14 protein-coding genes are annotated in these 20,924 nt (G+C 61.2%); 3 read left to right on the top strand and 11 right to left on the bottom strand.

Going from position 1 to position 20,924, the window contains the following annotated elements; translation table 11 throughout:
• On the top strand, positions 1–270 hold a 270-nt coding region (locus AB0N65_RS17815), incomplete at its 5' end, for a hypothetical protein (RefSeq protein WP_364164599.1).
• A 233-nt stretch (positions 271–503) separates the two neighbouring features.
• On the opposite strand, the gene AB0N65_RS17810 is transcribed toward AB0N65_RS17815, so the two are convergent.
• The 3 genes from AB0N65_RS17810 to AB0N65_RS17800 are packed head-to-tail and all read right to left on the bottom strand — an operon-like array spanning position 504 to position 8,054.
• A complete protein-coding gene (locus tag AB0N65_RS17810; RefSeq protein WP_364164596.1) occupies positions 504–4,169 on the bottom strand; it encodes a 1,4-alpha-glucan branching enzyme in 3,666 nt (1,221 codons plus the stop codon).
• Position 4,170: 1 nt separating this feature from the next.
• The gene (treS, locus tag AB0N65_RS17805; protein ID WP_364164593.1) at positions 4,171–5,967 is read right to left on the bottom strand and encodes a maltose alpha-D-glucosyltransferase; all 1,797 of its coding nucleotides are present in this window, start codon (positions 5,965–5,967) and stop codon (positions 4,171–4,173) included.
• Positions 5,967–8,054 carry an alpha-1,4-glucan--maltose-1-phosphate maltosyltransferase gene (locus AB0N65_RS17800; RefSeq protein WP_364164614.1) on the bottom strand — a complete coding sequence of 696 codons (2,088 nt, stop codon included), beginning with the start codon at positions 8,052–8,054 and terminating at the stop codon, positions 5,967–5,969. The genes treS and AB0N65_RS17800 overlap by 1 nt, the downstream gene beginning before the upstream one ends.
• 125 nt (positions 8,055–8,179) lie before the next feature.
• On the opposite strand from AB0N65_RS17800, the gene glgP reads away from it, so the two are divergent.
• Positions 8,180–10,804, top strand: coding sequence for an alpha-glucan family phosphorylase (glgP, locus tag AB0N65_RS17795; RefSeq protein WP_364164590.1), 2,625 nt, complete (start codon positions 8,180–8,182; stop codon positions 10,802–10,804).
• Between the two features lie 192 nt (positions 10,805–10,996).
• Here glgP and AB0N65_RS17790 read toward each other — a convergent pair whose 3' ends face one another.
• From AB0N65_RS17790 to glgX, 7 genes are all read right to left on the bottom strand, one after another.
• Positions 10,997–13,015, bottom strand: coding sequence for an ATP-binding cassette domain-containing protein (locus AB0N65_RS17790; RefSeq protein ID WP_364164587.1), 2,019 nt, complete (start codon positions 13,013–13,015; stop codon positions 10,997–10,999).
• Positions 13,012–14,223: a hypothetical protein gene (locus tag AB0N65_RS17785; protein ID WP_364164584.1), complete on the bottom strand. Its 1,212-nt coding sequence runs from the start codon at positions 14,221–14,223 to the stop codon at positions 13,012–13,014. Before AB0N65_RS17785 ends, AB0N65_RS17790 begins: the two co-directional genes overlap by 4 nt.
• Positions 14,220–15,068: a hypothetical protein gene (locus AB0N65_RS17780; protein WP_364164581.1), complete on the bottom strand. Its 849-nt coding sequence runs from the start codon at positions 15,066–15,068 to the stop codon at positions 14,220–14,222. Before AB0N65_RS17780 ends, AB0N65_RS17785 begins: the two co-directional genes overlap by 4 nt.
• Positions 15,069–15,260: 192 nt before the next feature.
• Positions 15,261–15,587 (bottom strand): hypothetical protein, encoded by a 327-nt coding sequence (locus tag AB0N65_RS17775; RefSeq protein WP_364164579.1) that lies wholly within the window; start codon positions 15,585–15,587, stop codon positions 15,261–15,263.
• Positions 15,588–15,914: 327 nt separating this feature from the next.
• On the bottom strand, positions 15,915–16,274 hold the full coding sequence (locus AB0N65_RS17770) for a barstar family protein (protein ID WP_364164576.1): 360 nt from the start codon (positions 16,272–16,274) through the stop codon (positions 15,915–15,917).
• Positions 16,275–16,280: 6 nt separating this feature from the next.
• Positions 16,281–16,754 carry a ribonuclease domain-containing protein gene (locus tag AB0N65_RS17765; RefSeq protein ID WP_364164573.1) on the bottom strand — a complete coding sequence of 158 codons (474 nt, stop codon included), beginning with the start codon at positions 16,752–16,754 and terminating at the stop codon, positions 16,281–16,283.
• 28 nt (positions 16,755–16,782) lie between these two features.
• Positions 16,783–18,897, bottom strand: coding sequence for a glycogen debranching protein GlgX (glgX, locus tag AB0N65_RS17760; RefSeq protein ID WP_364164570.1), 2,115 nt, complete (start codon positions 18,895–18,897; stop codon positions 16,783–16,785).
• 120 nt (positions 18,898–19,017) lie between these two features.
• Here glgX and AB0N65_RS17755 point away from each other — a divergent pair, with 120 nt between their 5' ends.
• Positions 19,018–19,827 (top strand): carbon-nitrogen hydrolase family protein, encoded by an 810-nt coding sequence (locus tag AB0N65_RS17755; RefSeq protein WP_364164567.1) that lies wholly within the window; start codon positions 19,018–19,020, stop codon positions 19,825–19,827.
• A gap of 48 nt (positions 19,828–19,875) precedes the next feature.
• On the opposite strand, the gene rlmB is transcribed toward AB0N65_RS17755, so the two are convergent.
• Complete coding sequence (rlmB, locus tag AB0N65_RS17750; RefSeq protein WP_364164564.1) at positions 19,876–20,865, bottom strand: 23S rRNA (guanosine(2251)-2'-O)-methyltransferase RlmB; 990 nt, start codon at positions 20,863–20,865, stop codon at positions 19,876–19,878.
• Positions 20,866–20,924 lie beyond the last annotated feature (59 nt).

Genomic DNA, 20,924 nt, shown 5'->3' with positions numbered 1-20,924 from the left:
CCCCCACCGGAAATCACGGCAAAAGCAGCTGCAAATCTGAAACCAGCTGAAAACCAGACCACCACACACGGGGGTGCGCAACGGCCCGGCAAAAATTCAACCAATCAAAAAACAATCGGTATCAACAAACTTGGCACACTATTGAGTTCTCAAACAACAGGTCACAACCAGCACCACCCACACCCAAAACCAGGTCCAGGATCGCTCCGAAGCAACTTTTCAAACTTACCCGCTGGCGTCCTCCGGGTCAAATCGGCAAGCTTGACTTGATTTTTCCTTGCGGTGTCTTGTCAGCTTGGCGATCTCCGCTTGGGGACCAGCGCGGGTACTAACTCTACCACCACATCCGCGTGCTGGCAAAACCCCGGCGGAAGTCCTTCCTGCAACCCGCCGAAAACCCCGGAATGACAAGGAAGAGGGCCCGGAGCCACTGGCTCCGGGCCCTCCCGGGACTGCAAAACCTTCGCGGGATTAGCCCAGGATCCTCACGAACCGCAAAGCTCTCAGTCGGCCAATGTGAACCAGGAAGCCCCAAGTGGCGGAAGTGTTACGGTCAGTGCCGCGGGCTGGCCGTCCGTGCCCGGTGACGTGGCCTTCAGCGTTCCCTCGTTGACCACGCCCGACCCGCCGTAGGTTTCAGAATCGGTGTTGAGGACTTCAGTCCACTCCCCCGCAGCCGGTACACCCAGGATGTAGCCCTCGTGCGGTCCGCCGGAGAAGTTGACTGCACACACCAAGGGCTTGCCGTCATTGTCATAACGGATGAACGTCAGCACGTTCTTGTCGGCGTCCCCACCATTGATCCACTGGAATCCGCCGGGCTCGTTGTCCCGAACGTGCAATGCGGGTGTTGAGGAGTACAGGCCGTTGAGGTCCCGGACCAGGAGCTGGAGTCCCCGGTGCGAAGGGATGTCCGCAAGGAACCAATCGAGCCCGTGCTGCTCCGACCATTCCGCCTCCTGGCCGAACTCCGTGCCCATGAAAATGAGCTGCTTGCCCGGGTGCGCCCACTGGTACGCGAAGAAGGCACGGAGGTTGGCCAATTGCTGCCAGCGGTCGCCAGGCATCTTTCGGAGCATGGAGCCTTTTCCGTGAACCACTTCGTCATGGCTGATGGGAAGCAGGAAGTTCTCGGAGAAGGCATAGACCATGGAGAACGTGATGGTGCCGTGGTGCCACTTGCGATTGACGGGGTTCTCGGAAATGTACTTCAGGGAGTCATGCATCCAGCCCATGTTCCATTTGAGCCCAAAGCCCAGTCCGCCATGGTTGGTAGGTGCGGTAACGCCCGGAAACGCGGTTGACTCTTCGGCGATGGTGACGGCCCCGGGGTGCGTCTTGTAGACCGTCGCGTTGACCTCCTGCATGAAGGAAATCGCCTCGAGGTTCTCGCGGCCGCCAAACTTGTTGGGCCTCCACTGGCCTTCTTCACGGGAGTAGTCGAGGTAGATCATGGAGGCAACGGCATCCACGCGGAGCCCATCGATGTGGAATTCCTCGAGCCAGTAGAGCGCGTTGGCCACCAGGAAGTTCCGGACCTCGGTGCGCCCGAAGTCGAAGATCAGTGTGCCCCAGTCGGGGTGCTCGCCCAGGTTCGGATCAGAGTGCTCGTAGAGCGCTTCGCCGTCGAAACGTGCCAGCGCCCACGAGTCCTTGGGGAAGTGGGCAGGCACCCAGTCGAGGAGAACGCCGATGCCTGCCTGGTGCAGGGAATCCACCAGGAAACGGAATTCATCGGGATGCCCGAACCGCGACGTGGGCGCAAAATATGACGTGACCTGATAGCCCCACGAGCCACCGAAAGGGTGCTCCGCTACAGGCATGAATTCCACGTGCGTGAACCCCAGCCATTTGACGTACTCCACCAGTTCCTTGGCCAACTCCTTGTAGCCGAGGCCAAGGCGCCACGAGCCCAGGTGGACTTCGTACACGCTCATCGGGGAATTGTGGGGATCACGCTGGGCCCGGGCGGCCATCCATTCCGCATCCTTGAAGCGGTAGCTGGAGTCGACCACGCGTGAGGCGGTGAGCGGTGGAACTTCCGTGCCGAAGGCCAGGGGGTCGGCTTTCTCAACCCAGTAGCCGGCGCGGGTCAGGATCTCGAACTTGTAGCACGCCCCTGCTACAACCCCTGGAATGAAGACTTCCCAGACACCCGATGAGCCCAGCGACCTCAAGGCGTGCTCGCGGCCATCCCAACCGTTGAAGTCGCCCTTGACCCGCACGGCCTGCGCGTTCGGTGCCCACACCGCGAACGAGACCCCGTCGACGTCACTCATCGACGAACGGTAGTGCTGGACATGCGCGCCAAGAACGTCCCAAAGACGCTCGTGCCTGCCCTCGCCGATCAGGTGCAGGTCCACCTCACCCACGGTAGGCAGGTAGTGGTACGGGTCATCCACGGTGACGGGATCGGCGTCGTACGTGACTTCCAAACGGTAGTCCGGCACATGGCCGGCCTGCAGCGGTTCCAGGACGGCCGCCCAAACTCCGTGGGCCTCGTGCGCCATCTCGGTGCGGCCTGCCTCCGTTACTACGGTGACGGTTTTGGCCAAGTGCTTCACGGTCCGTACGGTGACGTGGCCGTGGTCGTCCAAGTGCGCACCCAGCACGGAGTGCGGAGCGTGATGGGCTCCGGCTGCCACGCGGGCCAAGGTCTCGGAGTCCACGTGCAGGGGAACTCGGGGCCGATCGGTGCGTGCAGAGCCAGTCATTTCATTACCTTCCGCTGTAGCCGCTGCGTGTTTGCCGCGGCTCGTGTTGTCGAGGATTCGTCGCGATGCGTTGACCGGGATGGACAGCCAGTCCGGTCGGTTGCGCAGCTCGTAAACCACCTCGTATAAGGCCTTATCCAGCCACAATGCCACAAAGAGGGGCGAGTGGCGGTCGATGGTTCCCGGCGTAACTTCGCTGTACCCCTCCAAGAACGCGGCAGCGCAGTCATCCACCCATGAGGCGGGGACTTCAGCCTGGGCGTTTTCGCGGATTGCCGCCCCTGCGGCGTAGTCGAATGAGCGCAGCATGCCCACAACGTCCCGCAGCGGAAGGTCGGGGGTATTGCGTTCATCGATCGTCCTGAGCGGCTCACCTTCGAAGTCCAGGATTGCCCAGCGGCCCGGATTCCCTTCCTGGCCGGGAACCTTGAGGATCTGGCCGAGGTGGAGGTCGCCGTGGACGCGCTGCAACCGGCCCACATCCTTGGCGTCCAAAGCGGCCACCAGCTCTTCCAGGCTCTCGTCATAAGGCCCGACGGCGGAAGCAGCTTCCGCCCATGACTGGCGGACACGCCGGGCTACAGTCGTGATGATGTCGGAGCCCTGATCCTTGCCGGTGGTTACATCAACAGTGCCGAAGGTGTCCGCCAATCGCGCATGGACCGTTGCCGTAGCAGCGCCGAGAGTGCGCGCTTCAGCAGTGAAGTCCGTACCCGTTGCGGCGGCATCAACGGCGAGCCGCCACGCATCAAGTCCTCCCATCAGGAACTCGTGGGCGACGGTGAGCTCCCCGGTGGATTTGCCACCGGAAGCGGGGGCGTCCCAAGACCCTGAGATCCAACCAAGAGTTGCCGGGACTTCGCTCGTTCCTGCGGCCGTGAGGGCGGCACCGAGTTCAACCTCCGGGTTCCTGCCGGCCGCCAGCACGCGGAAAATCTTCACGATCGCCGCTGAATCGCCGTCGTCAACGATGACTGAGGTGTTGGACTGCTCGCCGGACAACACCCGCACTGACTTGGGGCCCTGAGGGAGGGCTACCCTTCCCCGGGTGAGATGCCCTTGGGCCAGGCCGTCGGCCAGGACGGATTCCCGCCGCATGAGATCAAACCACGCCGTGACGAAGTCGGTGTCGAACACGCCGTCGTACACCAGGCGCAGGCCCTGTCCGGGATCAGTGAACTCGCCGAGGAGCGCCGTGGGGACGTCCGCAAGCGGCTGGCTCCGGAAGCTCAACGGAACCTGCACCACATCGGTGCGGGGGCCGCCGTCGGCCGTCCTGTACGTCACCGCCAGCAGCATCACCTCCAACCGGTCGGCACCGCCCGGGTCCGGGAGGGTAAAGCCGCCTACGCGCTCCAGCGCAAAGTCGGGGCTCTTGACCGGAAACCACCGCTTAGTGGGAAGCCAGCTCCGGAGAAGACTTTCAATCGAGGGGTTAAGCGTTCCCTTGCTCATCTCATCCTTTCGTCGACACCACTGGGATCGCCTGCGTCATAGGCGACGAGGGATTGGAAAAAGCGGACCGGAGCCGCAGCCAGTAGAAGGCATGGCTCCCCAACATGACCGTCAGGTGCCCGTTGTCCTGAACGGCGGGGAAAGGCTGGCCGCCAAAAATGTCGCGGAAGCCCCGGCCGGCGAACTCCGGCATGTCCAACGTCGCCGCAACAGGATGCTGGGACAGGTTGAAGACACAGAGAATGGTCTCCGGGTCTTCGCCTTCGACGTTCCCGGGCGGCAATTCACGCACGTACGCCAGCACTACTTCATGGTCCGCTTCGATGTGCCGGAAGGTGCCGAGGCCGAAAACCGGATGGTTCCGGCGGACGCTGAGGATCTGTCTGGTCCACCTCAGCAACGAGCCGGAGTGCGCGGCTTCCGCTTCCACATTGGCCATGCCGTAGTTGTATACGAGGGACTGGATGACCGGCAGGTACAGCTTTCCAGGGTCGGCCGAGGAGAATCCTGCGTTTCGGTCGGGGTTCCACTGCATCGGCGTACGGACAGCGTCCCGGTCATCGAGCCAGATGTTGTCACCCATGCCGATTTCGTCCCCGTAATACAGGAAAGGACTGCCCGGCAGCGAGAGCAGCAGGGCGTTGATGAGTTCGATCTCCGCCCGGGAATTATCCAGGAGCGGTGCCAGGCGGCGCCGGATGCCGATGTTGGCACGCATGCGCGGATCAGGGGCGTACCATCCGAGCATGGCTGCACGATCGTCGGCAGTCACCATCTCCAGGGTCAGCTCGTCATGGTTGCGCAGGAAAGTGCCCCATTGAGCCCCGGCCGGAATTTTCGGTGTATCCCGGAGCGTCTCGATGATGGGGGCGGCCTTTTGGTCCCGCAACGCGTAGTAGAGCCGCGGCATGATGGGAAAGTGGAACGCCATGTGGCATTCCGGAGCTTCTTCCGTGCCGAAGTACTCCACCACTTCATGCGGCGGCTGGTTGGCCTCGGCAATGATCACGCGTCCGGGGTAGTTCGCATCCACCATTCGGCGCAGTTCCTGCAAGAACGCGTGCGTTGCCGGCAGGTTCTCGCAGTTGGTGCCGTCCTCCTCGTAGAGGTATGGAATGGCATCTGCACGGAAGCCATCAATTCCCTGGTCCAGCCAGAAGCGGATGACGTCGTAGAGGGCCTCGATGACTTTGGGGTTCTCGAAGTTCAGGTCCGGTTGGTGGCTGAAGAAGCGATGCCAGAAGAACTGTCGCCGGATGGGATCGAAGGTCCAGTTCGATTCCTCCGTGTCCACGAAAATGATGCGTGCATCCTGGTACTTCTCGTCCGTATCGCTCCACACGTAGAAATCGCCGTAGGGGCCCGTGGGGTCTTTCCGTGACTCCTGAAACCACGGGTGCTGGTCCGAGGTGTGGTTCAGGGGCAGGTCGATGATGACCCGGACACCCCTGGCATGGGCCTCAGCCACCAACCGTTTGAAATCGCTGATGGTGCCGAACTCATCCAGCACCGAGGTGTAATCGGCGATGTCGTAGCCGCCGTCCCTCAACGGGGAGTGGAAGAACGGCGGCAGCCAAAGACAGTCGACCCCGAGCCACTGGAGGTAGTCGAGTTTGTCGATGAGGCCGTGGAAATCACCGGAACCATCACCGTTGGCATCCGCAAAGGCCCGCACCAGTACCTCGTAGAAGACTGCCTTGCGGTACCAATGCGGATCATGCTGGAGACCTGGGGCGTTCAGCTCGAAGGTGTTCTTCGGAGTGAAGTACTGGCTTGGGTTTTGCGGAGAAAAGCTCACTAAGGCTGCCTCCGGATGCTCAGGATGTGTGCGGGCTCAACGTGCGCGTCCAGCCGGACGTAATTGTGTTCGCCCCATTCCCAGCTCTGGCCGCTGATGAGGTCGTCCACCCGGAACCGGCCGTTCTCGTTGTAGTCGGCCGGGTCCAGCTGCAGCGCTGCCAAGTCCAAGGACACCGTACTTTCGCGGGCACTGTGGGGATCAACGTTGACCACGATGATCAAGGTGTCCTTGGTGCCGTCAGGCAACGTCTTGTGCTTGGAGTACACGATCGTTGCGTCATCAGTGCTGCTGTGCAGTGTCAGGTTCTGCAGGTCGCCCAACGCCACGTGGTCCTTGCGGATGGTGTTCAGCCTCGTGATGAAAGGCGCCAGGGTGTGCCCCGACTCGGCAGCTCCGTCCCAGTCCCTGGCCTTGTACTCGTACTTTTCGTTGTCGATGTACTCCTCGGCGCCGGGCCGGGCAACGTGCTCGTACAATTCGTAGCCGGCGTAGACCCCCCAGAGCGGGCTTGCCGTTGACGCCAGGACCGCCCGGATCTTGAAGGCGGCCGGTCCACCGTACTGCAGGTACTCCGTCAGGATGTCCGGGGTGTTCACGAAGAAGTTCGGCCGGAAGAAGGCGGCGGTCTCATGGCTGACCTCGTGGAAGTACTGCTCCAGTTCGGTCTTCGTGTTCCGCCACGTGAAGTACGTGTACGACTGTTGGAACCCGGCACGGCCCAGGGCGTGCATCATTGCCGGACGCGTGAAAGCTTCAGCCAGGAAGACCACTTCCGGGTTCTTCTTGTTGACCTTGCCGATCAGCCATTCCCAGAACCACACCGGCTTGGTGTGGGGATTGTCCACACGGAAAATTTTCACGCCATGGCTGATCCACAGTTGGACGATCCGAAGAATCTCCTTGGAAAGGCCTGCCGGGTCATTGTCGAAGTTCAGCGGATAAATGTCCTGGTATTTCTTCGGCGGATTTTCCGCATAGGCAATGGAACCGTCCACGCGGGTGGTAAACCACTCGGGATTCGACGTGACCCAAGGGTGGTCTGGAGCAGCCTGCAAAGCCAGATCGAGTGCGACTTCGAGACCCAGGTCCCGGGCGCGGGCAACAAAGGCGTCAAAATCCTCGAAAGTGCCCAGGTCGGGGTGAATAGCGTCATGGCCACCGTCTTTGGACCCGATGGCCCACGGCGAGCCTGGATCCTGCGGGCCTGGAGTCAGGGTGTTGTTGCGGCCCTTGCGGTGCTGGAAACCGATCGGGTGGATAGGCGGCAAGTAGATGACGTCAAAGCCCATCCCGGCAACAGCGTCCAGCCGCTTGGAGGCGGTGCGGAAGTTACCCGACGTCCATACACCCGTGGCGTGATCCAGGACTGCGCCCTCCGAGCGCGGAAAGAATTCGTACCAGGAGGCCCTGCCGGCAAGGTCCCGTTCAACTTTGAGCGGGAACCGCTCGGAAACCGTCACCAGTTCCCGGATGGGAACACGCTCGACGGCGGCCAGCACCTCGGGACTGAAACCGGCGCCAAGGCGCTCCTCCACGGATCTGGTGGTATCAGCGAGCCCAAGGGACGCGGCACGGAAGGTGCGCTTTTCAGCGGCGCTGCGGCCGGCGTCGTCGTCCGCCGCTTCCGACAGGAGGGCCGCACCCTCGGCAAGCATCAACTCGACGTCGATCCCCGCAGCGATCTTTACTTCAGCATTATGGTGCCAGGTGCCGTAGCGGTCGTGCCACGCTTCGATGACGAAGGACCAGTCTCCGGTGCCACCGGGAGTGATCGTGCCCTCCCAGCGGTCCAGGCCTTTCCAGCGCTCGCCCTGGGCCGGCGCCAAGCGAACACGCTGGCGTTCCTTGCCACGGGGATCGAGCAGGACGGCTGAGACACCGAGCTGGTCATGGCCTTCACGGAAAACCGTGGCACCTACCAACAGGTCCTCGCCCGGCAGGGCCTTCGCCGGGAAGCGGCCACCCTCGACCACCGGCTGAACAGCCGTGATGGGGAACCGGCCGAAGCGAAGCCCGTCGGTGATGTCCGTTTTCGTCTTGGATTTCAAAGCGGTCAAGGTTCGCGAGGTATTCGTCACAACCACGACGTTAGCGACAAAAATCACAGAATGCTAAGCACACGACCTATCTTCTCGACGCAAGATGTCTTTTACCTAAAAGAAACCCAATACAGTTCCGGCTGCCATGTGAGTCCGTTAGTGTGGCGCTCGTGAAGGCAATTCGAAGGTTTACAGTCCGTACAGTCCTCCCTGAGCCCATCAGGCCCTTGGCCCGCTTGGCCACCAACTTACGCTGGTCCTGGCACCGGCCTACGCGGGAACTTTTTGCGAGCCTCAACCCGGCTCTCTGGGAGGCTTCGCAGCACGACCCCATAGCCTTGCTGGGGTCGATCAGCCGCGAACAGTTGCAGGAACTGGCCAACAACGGCGACGTCGTAAACCGTGTGCAGGAAGCTGCCGCCGACTTGGACCGCTACCTCAGCGAACCCCGCTGGTACCAGGGCCTGGGCGAGGATGCCCCTGCGTGCATTGCCTACTTCTCGCCGGAATTCGGGATTACGGAAGTCCTCCCCCAGTACTCGGGCGGCCTGGGTATCCTGGCCGGCGATCACCTGAAGGCAGCCTCGGACCTCGGCGTGCCCCTGATCGGCGTCGGACTTCTTTACCAGGCCGGCTACTTCAAGCAATCGCTGTCCCGTGACGCCTGGCAGCAGGAGACCTATCCCGTGCTGGACCCGGACGGGCTGCCGCTGACCCTGCTGCGCCAACCGTCCAAGGACGGCGCCCCGGGCAAGCCCGTCCAGATCTCCCTGCCGCTGCCCAACGGCCGCGAGCTTCACGCGCACGTGTGGCGTGCCGACGTCGGACGCGTTCCGCTCCTGCTGTTGGACTCCAACGTTCCGTCCAACGACGAAGCCGCCCGCGGCATCACCGACCGCCTTTACGGCGGTGGCGGCGACCACCGGCTCCAGCAGGAACTCCTGCTGGGCATGGGCGGCGTCAAGGCCCTGCGCGTCTACCAGGAACTGACCGGGACGCCCGCGCCGGAGGTCTTCCACACCAACGAAGGCCACGCCGGATTCCTGGGCATCGAACGGATCCAGGAAGCCATGTCCGACGCCAACGACCCCCTCACGTGGGAAGAGGCCCTGGCGGCGGGACGCGCGTCCACTGTCTTCACCACGCACACGCCGGTACCGGCGGGCATCGACCGGTTCGAAGCCATCCAGATCAAGCACTTCTTCGAAGCGGGACTCGCCCGCGCGGTTCCCGTGGAGAAGATCCTGGAACTCGGTCGCGAGAACTTCGACGGCGGCAACCCCTCGGTCTTCAACATGGCTGTCATGGGCTTGCGGCTTGCGCAGAGGGCCAACGGCGTGGCCAAACTCCACGGCGTGGTGTCCCGCGAAATGTTCTCCGGCCTGTGGCCCGGATTCGACCACTCCGAAATCCCGATCACGTCCGTGACCAACGGCGTCCACGTGCCCACTTGGGTGGACCCGCGGATCTCTTCCCTGGCGCGGCAGCAGTTCGGCGCGGAAGCCGAAGCCCTGGGCCGCTGGGACCTTGCGTACAACGTCAGCGATGAAGACGTGTGGGCACTCCGCCGGGAACTCCGGGTCCAGCTGATCGAGGACGTCCGCCGCCGTCTCCGTGCCTCCTGGAAGAAGCGTGGTGCAGCGGACGCCGAGCTCGGTTGGACGGAAAAAGTCCTGGACCCGGACGTCCTGACCATCGGCTTCGCCCGACGCGTCCCCACCTACAAGCGCCTCACGTTGATGCTTCGCAATCCCAAGCGGCTCAAGGCACTGCTCCTGGATCCGAAGCACCCCATCCAGTTGGTCATCGCCGGTAAGTCACACCCGGCTGACGACGCCGGAAAGAAGATGATCCAGGATCTGGTCCGCTTCACTGACGACCCCGAAGTGCGCCACCGGATCGTGTTCCTGCCGAACTACGACATCGCCATGGCCCGCACCCTGTTCCCGGGCTGCGACGTGTGGCTCAACAACCCGCTGCGTCCGCTGGAAGCCTGCGGCACGTCCGGCATGAAGGCAGCCATCAACGGCTCGCTCAACCTCTCTGTCCTGGACGGCTGGTGGGATGAGATGTACGACGGCGAGAACGGCTGGGCAATCCCGACGGCCAACAACGGCGCATCCGCGGACGAGCGCGACGACATCGAGGCAGCCGCGCTCTACGAGTTGCTTGAAACGCAGGTTGCACCGCGCTTCTACGGCACCACCGTCGCCCAAGGAGCCGGAGCGGCGGGACCATCGGAGTCCAGTGTCGAAAAGGTACCCACGCACTGGGTGTCCATGATCAAACACACCCTGGCCCACCTTGGCCCCGCTGTTTCCGCCGAGCGCATGCTCCACGATTACGTCAACAACCTCTACTGCCCCGCAGCCGTATCCGGACGCCGGGCCATCGCGGAATCACACAAAGAAGCCAAGGACCTCGCGGCCTGGACCTCCAAGGTACGCAGCGCGTGGCCCGACGTCGTGGTGGAACACGTGGACTCCGTTGGCGTATCCGAGGAACCCCAAGTGGGCGACAGCCTGCAGGTCAACGCCTACGTGGCCCTCAACAGCCTGACACCGGACGATGTCTCCGTGGAAGTAGCGTTCGGACGTGCCGAGGAGACCGATGAACTCTCGGACATCGTCGTTGCGGAGCTGGACTCCCTCGAGGACCTTGGCAACGGGCGTCATCTGTTCCACGGATCCCTTGTGATCAACCGCTCGGGCTCCTTCGGCTACACAGTCCGGGTATTCCCGAAGCACTCCGCGTTGGCTTCCAAGGCTGAACTTGGGTTGATCGCGAACGCGTAGCTGACACGTTGCTGATGGCCCGCTTTTCCGTTGTGAGCACCGATGGAAAAGCGGGCCCGCGGCGTTGGCGCAGGGCTCACGTGTTTGGTATCGCCTTGCTTCTAGCCCTGCAGGGCATCTCCACGGTGCCGCGCATGGACGGCGCTACTTCTTGCAGCTGGAAAGCCAATTCGGGGAAACTTTTGTGGCTTGCTAGCCGCGAATTGCAATAGCGGGATCCTTGCGGCTGGCGACCCAAACAGGGTATATGGCGCTCACAATACCGGTGGCCGTACCCAGAAGTATTCCAATCAGCCATAGCTCTGACGGCAACACAGGCGGCCAGGCCTGGATCCAAGAGACGGAAAGCGTGGTCGTAGTTCCGATGATGCCGCCAAGCGAACCTGCTGTTATTCCAACGATGAAGCCTTCAAGGATGAAGGCTCGGCAAATTAGCCATCGACTTGAGCCGATCGCTCGTCGAAGGGCTATTTCTGCCGATCGGTTCTGAACGGTCAGGTACATCGAGGAAGCCGCAGTGATAATAGCCAGGAGCATCAGGACGAGCGATAGCAAAGCGATGAGTGACCCGAGATCATTTGAGACACCCTGCCTGATCGACTGAATATCGGCCGTGACGTCTACCTTTGCCTTCCCGGGGTCGCTCGGCGAGTACGCCAGCGGTGCTACTTGCGCGATCGCAGCCGAGAAGCCCTTTTCGGTTCGAACTTGAATTTTTAGGTCTGTCCTGGAGACGGCACGCATGATGCTGGCGTCTACGAATACGGAGTTGGCGTACTCAGGGAAATTTGGACCGGGATCGAATACACCAACAACCGGCACAAGTCGGTCATCGATCCATATGCTCGCCCCTACCACCGGTCCGGTTTTCTTGCTGTACGGTATGTCGAGCGCAGTTGCTGCCTTCGCCGGGACCACTGCGAGAGGGCCAGCTCGGGGGTCGTCCAAGGCACTCCGGCTGTTGTGGGGAATCAGTTGGATTTCGAAGTCCTTGAAGTAGTTCTTCGAGGAGGAATGAAGTGACAATGGCGTTTCAGGTTCAGGATCGGAGGGTCCAACACGAGTAATACGTACGTCTGCCGGAACCGCCGAGAACACATAGGATGCGCCAACTACATGAGGAACGTGCGTAATGCGTTCTACCCCGGACCGAAGTCCATCGAAATCGTCTCGAAGCACAGCAGGTCCTTCTCCGACGGTGATGGACAGCCTATCCTGTGACGCGATCGCTAGCCGATTGTTAATGGCATTCGAAGTCGTCGAACTGATACCCAGGGCACCAGTCATCCCGCCAATCGCAATCGCAAACGCAAGGATGAGGAGCATTGTTCGGAGGGTACGGGCGGAGAGGGCGGTAAGTGCGTCACCCCAGTCATCCATTAGGGAACGGGCGACGCGAGACACCCATGGCTGCTGTTTTCGCACAACGAAGGGCTCTGGGTGGGCCGGAACCTTATATTGCGGCCTGGGATGAATATTGGTTTCGACGTCACTCGTGATTCGACCGTCCCGGATCTGAATCCGGCGATCCGCTTGGTTCGCCACATCCAAATCATGGGTGATAACAATTACGGTGACACCTTCGGAGTTGAGCTTCCGAAGGTATTCAATGACCCGTCTGCTGTTGTTGGAGTCAAGATTGCCTGTCGGTTCGTCGGCAAGGATGATCCGCGGGTGCGTCGCAATTGCTCGTGCTATTGCAAGCCGTTGCCGTTCTCCGCCTGACAGGAGCTTAGCTTGGACCCTGCGCTTATGCTCCAGCCCAACGAACTCCAGCGCGTCCAGGGCAGCCACTGCCCGCTCGTCCATCGGCACGCCCTGGACCCGCAACCCGATAGCAGCATTGCTGATCACGCTATCGTCACCGATGACGTTTGAGGACTGGAAAACGAACCCGACCATGTGAAGACGCAACGTGTCAAGGCTTCGTTCTGAAGCGGCTTCGACGGCCTGCCCACGAATAGCGAGACGTCCGGAGCCAGCCCTGTCCAACAAGCCCATGATGTTCAAAAGCGTCGATTTCCCCGAGCCTGAAGGGCCCACAATGGACACAAACTCACCGGACTCAATTGTCAGTGAGACGTCAAATAGTGCGGGGGACTCGGCACCCGAATATGTGCGCGATACTCTCTCCAAGCAGATGGCCAATGTGTCATCGGAGCCCGTATCCTTCGCTCTATGTGCTAGAGGCCCCGATCGCGAAATCGTCACGATATTTGGACCTCGTCTCCCTGGCTGAGATCACCAGAGACTGCGGCGAAACCTCCCCCTGACCGAAGAACGGTGATGGGGACACGTGTTGCGGGGACCTTTGAGTTTCTGTCATCTCCCGAGCTTCTGAGAACGTAGGTCCCATCGGCATCCTGTCGAATACCAGATAACGGCACGGCGAGGGCCTGCGCCGCACTACCCTGACCAGCCACAGTGACGCTTAAGTTGGGAGTAAGCAAGGCCAGATCTGCCTTAGTTGTCGGCTCTACCGTCACGGGATGTCCCGCACGTTGGCCATTCCCCGCATCCGTGAATGGACCTACTGCAGTTATCCGTCCGGTCAGTTGCTTCTCCGCGACCCTGACAGTGACATCCTGCCCAGCCTTTAGGGATTCAGCCTGCTGGGCCTCAGCGACAAACTCGACGAAGTTGTCTTCGGCCTGGAACGTGGCGAGAGGGCTTTGGGCCGTGACTTTCTGACCTATGTCCAGCGCGGAGGTTACGGTCGCGCTGGCAACGGGGAGGGCCAGTAGTTGCTTGAACGGGATCGACACCGCAGGGGTTTTCGAGGCGTCTGGGGCCGGCTCTTCTGGTGTAACTCCAAGTTCGACTTGGTAGCTTCTCTCGGTGGGCATTCGCCCGCTGCTCAAGGTGAATCCCTCGCTGGCAAAGAAACAGGATGCAGCTTCCATGGTTGCGCGGTCTACGTGACCAGTTTCGTGGGTGAGGTACCCCACCTGCATAAGCGCCCGTTGGAGAGCCAACACGTCATCTCCCTCATCTCCTTGGGAGAGATCCCGGTACAACGGGAGCGGACCCGGCAGGACGAAATAGGGCTTGCCAGAAACTACACCCGCAAGATCGCCCCACTTTAACGTTTCCCCCGCCTTAAGCGTTTGCCGCAACACAATTGGTTCTTGTCCCTCTAAGTCGATTAGGATCGGCACTTTCGGGCCGGCCTTTATAACTCCTGCAAACGTAAGACGGTCGTCGACGATACGGTTTTCGACCGTTGCATAGACAGGAACGTCAGCCATAGAGTTCTCTGGCCGAATGATCTCTGATTGATCAAAGATGCGTCCAGCCAGCAAACCCACCCCCACGGAAATGACTGCGGTCACCGCCAACAGGACCACCAGCCACCGTCGCGAGAGCCGAGTCAAGCCAACAGCTGCCGCCGCACTCTGCTGGGGCTGGGCATCATTCACTGCGTCTCTTTCAATAACTTCTCAGCGGCATCCACGTACTTCTGGCTCTTCTTCTTGAGCTCAGTAAGAACTGCCTCATTCTGCCTAATGAGCGGCAACTGGTAGCTTGCTTGAATATCACCGAGCGTTTGGGTTAGTCGTACTTCCTGATTGCATTCGGCTTCAATCGTGGCGATTCGGACGCCCTCGGCGGCGTCCGACTTCGACGGGTTTTGCTGATCTGTCCTCACCTGCAGGTCAAAGGACTGCTGGCTCGACCACTTCGCGTTGGCGGCGTCCCGTCCCGGCGTCAAGCCAGCCGCTGAGATGCAATTGTCCCAGTCGCCTTTGGCATTTTTCCAGGCATCAGTTTCTGATGCCATACCCAGGCTTTTCAGGGCAATTTCAGCTGCAGCACCCCCATTCATCAGATCGTCCGGTGGAGTGATTTCATCGATCTTGCTCTTTTCGCTGGAAAGACACTCGTACCTGGCGTCCCCCCACGCGCCTGCCTCATCGTGCTTCTGGTTCGATTGAGAGTCTTCTCCAATAAGCCGGAAGCCGTGCTGTCTCACGCGATCAACGTTCCACACGCCGAAGTTCCGGTTCTCTGCCTTCGGATAAGCAGCATTCGGATCATCGATGAAGCCAAATTTCTTCATGCACGTAGTCATGATGACTTCCCTTGCAAGAAGAATCTGAGAGCGATCACGGGCCGAAATTCTATACGCATCAACTGGAAACACGATCAGTGAGTTTTCATAGTCCAGATTCACTTTTCCAGATGGGTCAGGGGTGATTGAACTGTCCATGGCCCCAGAACAGGATGAAATAGCCAAAGCTACGCCCGTGGCCAGCGAGACCACAACATATCTTGTCCAGCGTGCCCTTCGTTCAGGAATTCTTCTCGACACTATCCCGCTTCCAATCTCACTTCTTGCACCTCGACTGAGCAGCCGAGCCTCTTCTCAGACAGCGACTTTGACCTGCCGATACTTTGATCGGCAGGTCAAAGCATGGCGCTGCTCGCTCTATGTCGAGCGAGCAGCGGGTTAGGTTTAGCCGCGGTGGAAGCTGCTGATATTGTCATTCCACGTACCCAAGAAGGGCACGTACCAACCCATGGCGCTATAGTCGTTAGCGCTGCCGAAGCCAGCACCCCCGTAGTTGATGTCTTGCCACCAGGTTACGTAGTAGCCGAAGTTCTTTACCGAACTTGCCTTGTTGTCAAACGACCCCATCCAAGTCGAATTGTCGGCTCCGTACGTACCGCCGCCGTAGTTATTGTCTTCGTAAAAGATACTGGCATTCGCCGACTGGCTGGCGGCAAAGAGTGCCGCGGTGGACAGTGTGAGGACAGCAGCCGCCCGTGTGAGCTTTTTCATATCTTGATCCTCATTTGGCTGGTGCGATATGAGGTCAGCATTAACTCTGCGCGTTCCCCAATACGCAAGTGGCGAGGCGCACAATCGCCTCTCCAAGAACGTAACGCTCGACACTTTTAATTTCAAACTTTTGAAATAAACGGAACAAACATAGAAATATTCGACTTTTCGCATCACGATTACGTCGCACGCACCACTTATGCGTATTTCGATGGTCGTCACAACTCACATGGGAACCAGTTCTGACTACGTCTCAGCGCTCAGTCAGATCAGTCAACGCAGTTGCCTGTCCGGGCGTCTGCCCATTCGGAACTGACGTCGGCGCAGCTAAGCCTGGAAGACCGCGATTACTGCGAGGTCCCGGCCGGCGTAGCGTTCTGCGTCTTGGAGGATTTCGCAGACCACGGCGAAGGAGCGGTCCGTGCGATAGGCCGCGGGGACCTGCCAGATCATGGTCACCGGGGTGCCGTCGTCGTCTGACAGGGAGTCGGCGAAGTCGTGGAGGGAGTCGTTCAGGGCATCAAGGTTCACGCCGTAGTACTCGGGGAAGTCCAGGACTTGGCCGAAGACCTCCAAAACGGCCTGCTTTGTGGCGGCCGGCGGGACCAGGATGGTTCTGCGGCCTGCGTCGGCAACCTGCTCCTGCAGTTCCTCGAGCGTCCAGGTGTCAGCGGAATAGATCTTCATGGGCTCCTACTTGCCTTCGACGATGAACTTGAACGAGTCGTAATGGTCAACTGTGTAGTACTTGGCACCGTCTTTGCCGGCAACGATCCTCCGGGCACCCCTGTCCGACTCACCAGGTGTCTTTACGGTGTATTCCTTGTAGAAGCCGCTGGATTTCTTGGGAAGCAGCCCTTCGAAGTTGCCAAAGTTGGCCCCGTCACGGTCGTAGGGGTATGGACCGCCCTTGGCAATCAATGCGAGGGTCTGCCGCGCCTCCTTGGGCAACTGCGAGGCGTTAACCTCGGGAAGGTCGGAAGGATTCCCAGGGGCGGCGACGAAGCTGGTGGGCGCCGCCGTCGTGATTGAGAGGCTACCTGACGGAGGCGCCGTGGTAGGCGCGCTGTTGGGCCCCGCCAGAGTGCCGCCGCCCACCATGGCTGCCACCAGTACGACGACGGCGATCACCAACCCCGCGAAGGCGACCCACCTGTTACGGCTCATGCGGACGGTTCCTCCCCAGGTTGCGCGGTCAGGTGCGGTAGATGTTGATGGTGTTGGCTTGCAGGATATCCCGCTCGCCGGAGGCCACCAAGGCGCCCTTTCGACGTTCGTGGAGCACCGACGTGGTGAAGCGGAGCTCAAACATGCGCTTGCCGATGCCGGTCTCGCTGAGGATCTCCGGCAGCACCATTTTCACGTCCTGGTTGCTGCCGTTCACGACGATCAGCCCCCGGATCTCGCTATCCTCGTGGCCCATCAGAAGTTGCACGGAGCGCACGTTGGGATCGTTCCAGCGTGCAGGCGTCATCCGCTTACCCTTCTCGTCGAACCACTGCAGGCTGGAGTCGTTCGCCTTGGCGGGAAAGCTCTCCGGTTGGTGGCGCAGGAACCATCTCCTGAGCCGGACAAGCTCCCGGGTGGTCTGGAACATGGACGTTGCTTCCTGCGTGCGGCTCCAGTCCAACCAGGCCGTGGGATTGTCCTGGCAGTATGCGTTGTTGTTGCCGTGCTGAGTACGTCCGAGTTCGTCGCCTGCCGTGATCATGGGGACGCCTATGGACAACAACAGAGTTGCCATGAGGTTCCGGACGGAGAGCGCACGGGCAGCGACAATTGCTTCATTCTCGCTGCGGCCTTCAAAACCGTGGTTATAGCTGCGGTTGTCCCCGTGACCGTCGCGGTTCTGCTCACCGTTGGCCTCGTTGTGCTTGCGGTCGTAGCTCACCAGGTCCTTGAGGGTGAAACCATCGTGGGCCGTCACGAAATTGACTGAGGCCAGGCGCGTTCGGCCGGAAGCTGCGAACAGCCCCTCGGAACCGGCCATCAGCTCCGCCAGGGAAGCGACGGAACCACCCTGGCCGCCGGCCTCGATCGCAGCCCTGTCGGACAACCAGAAACGTCGGACGCCGTCGCGGAAATGGTCGTTCCAGTCAGCCCATCCCTGCGGGAAGCGCCCTGTCTGCCAGCCGCCATAGCCCACGTCCCAGGGTTCGGCAATGAGCTTCACCTCGGACAAGACAGGGTCTTCCGCGATCGCCTGCAGGAAAGGATGGTTGGGGTCGAACTGGTTACCGGCGTCCCTGCACAACGTGACAGCCAAATCGAATCGGAACCCGTCCACGTGAAAGTCGTTGACCCAGTAGCGCAGGGAGTCCAACGCAAGGTCCACCACCACGGGATCGCTGAAGTCCAACGTGTTGCCGCAGCCAGTGGTGTCCAGGTAGCGGCCGTGGGCATCGTGCCGGTAGTAGCGCTTCTCCCCCAGGCCCCGGAAGCTCAGAGGGGGGCCGTCCGGTCCTGCCTCGGCGGTGTGGTTATACACCACGTCCAGGATGACCTCGATGCCCGCCGCGTGGAGCAACTTGATCATGCCCTTGAGCTCGTCCTGCACGGCATGCGGGCCCGCGTTACGAGCGGCTTCAGTGGCGTAATCGGCATGCGGGGCAAAGAAAGCCGCGGTGTTGTAGCCCCAGTAGTTGGTCAGGCCCAGATCCTGAAGATGTGCCTCGTCCAAGTGGAAGTGGATGGGCAAGAGCTGCACCGCGGTAATACCAAGCTCATGAAGATGCTCGAGCATCACCGGGTGGGCCATCCCCGCGTACGTTCCCCGGAGGTGCTCGGGAATGTCCGGATGGAGCATTGTCTGCCCGCGGACATGTGCCTCGTAAATGACGGTGCTGCGCATGGGGGTGCGGGGGTGCTCATCGTCGCCCCAGTCGAAACCCGTGTCCAGGTGCACACTCGTGAGGAATTCACCCCGCTGGTCCACAGCGCGACCGTATGGATCGAGCAACAGCGACTGTTCGCCGTCGTCATCAAAGTTCAACGCAGGCACGGACAGGGGCAGCCCGCCCTCGGACGGCGCTGCCCGGAAGCCGTAGCGCGTGCCCGGAGGCATCCCCTCGACGATTCCAAAGTGCACGCCATCCTCAACGTTGGGAAGCGTATGGACCCGCCAGCTCTCCCCCGGCGCTTGGTAGGCGACTTCGACGCGTTCCAGGTCCGGTGCGAAAACAGCCACATTTACCCCGCTGTGGGGAATGGCGGGGTCATCGAAAGGGCCGGGCTGGGGCGTGCTCAGTCCGAGGGGCTTCGGGCGTGACGCATCCGACGTGGCTGCTGCGTCCAAAATAGGCATAACCATTGCTTGCAAGTTTAGTTCCACGCCGAGTAAGTGGGGCCTCGACCTCCCATGTGACGACAAACACCAACCCGGTTTTGCCCTCCTTGCCATACTGGGAGTGACATCACAGGAGGTTTAATCGTGCGCGTGGCACTCGCTCAAGTCATCACTGGCCGGGATCTGGCCGACAACCTGCAACTCGTGGAGAAATACGCCCGCCTGGCCAAGGAGGGTGGCGCCGAGCTGGTGGTTTTCCCGGAAGCCATGATGCGGGCGTTCGGAAACTCCCTCCTGGACATTGCCGAACCGCTGGACGGACCGTGGGCCGGCCGTGTCCGAGAGATCGCCCGGGAGTTGCAGCTGATTGTTGTCGCGGGAATGTTTACGCCCGGCGCTGACTCGGACTCCCGGACCCGTCGCGTCCGAAACACGCTCCTGGTGACGGGTCCGGGTGTTGAGGCAAGTTACGACAAGATTCACCTGTTCGACGCGTTCGGCTTTGCGGAATCGGACACCGTTGAGGCCGGTACAGACCCGGTAACGTTCGACGCCGGAGGCCTCACCTTCGGTTTGGCCACCTGTTACGACATCCGCTTTCCGGCACTGTTCACGGCCAACGCGCAACGCGGCGCAGTGGTCAACATCGTTGCCGCGTCGTGGGCGTCCGGTCCGGGCAAGGCCGATCAGTGGCAGCTCCTGGCACGTGCCCGCGCCGTGGACACTACGACGTTCGTCCTGGCCTGCGGCCAAGGGGACCCCGCTACCCAAGGCGTGGAAGCGAAAGGCGCGGCACCCACCGGAGTCGGGTACTCCGCCGTCGTCAGCCCGTTCGGCCAAGTTCTTGCGTCCCTGGAAGGCGAGCCTGGGCTCATCTTCGCCGACCTCGACGCATCCGTGGTGCAGGAGGCCCGCCAAAAGCTCCCAGTGTTGGCCAACAAGCGCGACTTCTAACGAAGGAGCAGCACGCGGAGGACGGCACTGGTGGCGCCTTACTGAAGACTACGCCGAGCGCTGCCTCGACACCTCGTACAGCGAGATTCCAACGGCCATGGATGCATTGAGCGACTCCATGGCGGAGTCGATCGGAATCGAGACGATCTGGTCGCAGTTTTCCCGCACGAGGCGGCTCAGGCCCTTGCCCTCGGAGCCAACCACGATGCACACGGGTTCGGTGGCCACGGTGAGGTCGGGCAGGGAGACGTCGCCTTCCCCGTCGAGGCCCAGGACGTAGATCCCCATGTCCTTGAACTGCTTGAGGGCGTTGTTGAGGTTGGACGCGCGGGCGACGGGTACGCGGACGGCCGCGCCGGCACTGGTCTTCCAGGCGGAGGCCGTGACGCCCACCGAACGGCGCTCAGGCACGATGACGCCGTGACCGCTGAATGCCGAGACGGAGCGGATGATCGCGCCGAGGTTACGGGGATCGGTGATGCCGTCCAAGGCCACGAAGAGCGGGGCGTTGGTGATGTGCCCCTTCTTCCATTTGGCGACTGTTGCCTCGGCGAGGTCGTAGGCGTCCTCGTATTCGTACGGGGGGATTTGCAGGACGAGGCCCTGGTGGACGGCGTCCTCGGTCATGCGGTCGAGCTCGGGCTTGCCGGTCTCAAGCAGCGGGATGCCGCGCTCAGCAGCGATCTTGAGGGATTCCTTGACGCGGTCATCCATCTCGATGCGGATGGCGACGTGCAGCGCCTTGGCCGGAATCCCTGCGCGGAGGGCTTCCACCACAGAGTTGCGGCCGGTGACCAGTTCTTCCGTAGCACGACCCTTGGGGCCCGAGCGGGCACCGGTGCCGGGACGTGCCGGTCCGCGCTTGGCGGCGGAACGCTCAGCGAGCTGCTTGTTCTTGTATGCCTTGTGGTAGACCCGGTCCTCGGCTTTGGGAGTGGGTCCCTTGCCTTCGAGGGCCTTCCTGCCGTGACCTCCGGTACCTGTGGTGGCACCCTTCTTTTTCTTGCGGATTGCACCCGGGCGACCGTGGTTGGCCATTCTGTCCACCTTGCTTGAAATTAATGAGTCTGCATTCCAGTCTACTGACCGCATGCAAT

It is taken from the genome of Paenarthrobacter sp. NPDC089322 (assembly GCF_040684895.1).
Classification (GTDB): domain Bacteria; phylum Actinomycetota; class Actinomycetes; order Actinomycetales; family Micrococcaceae; genus Arthrobacter.
This window is presented reverse-complemented; position numbering and strand designations above follow the sequence as displayed.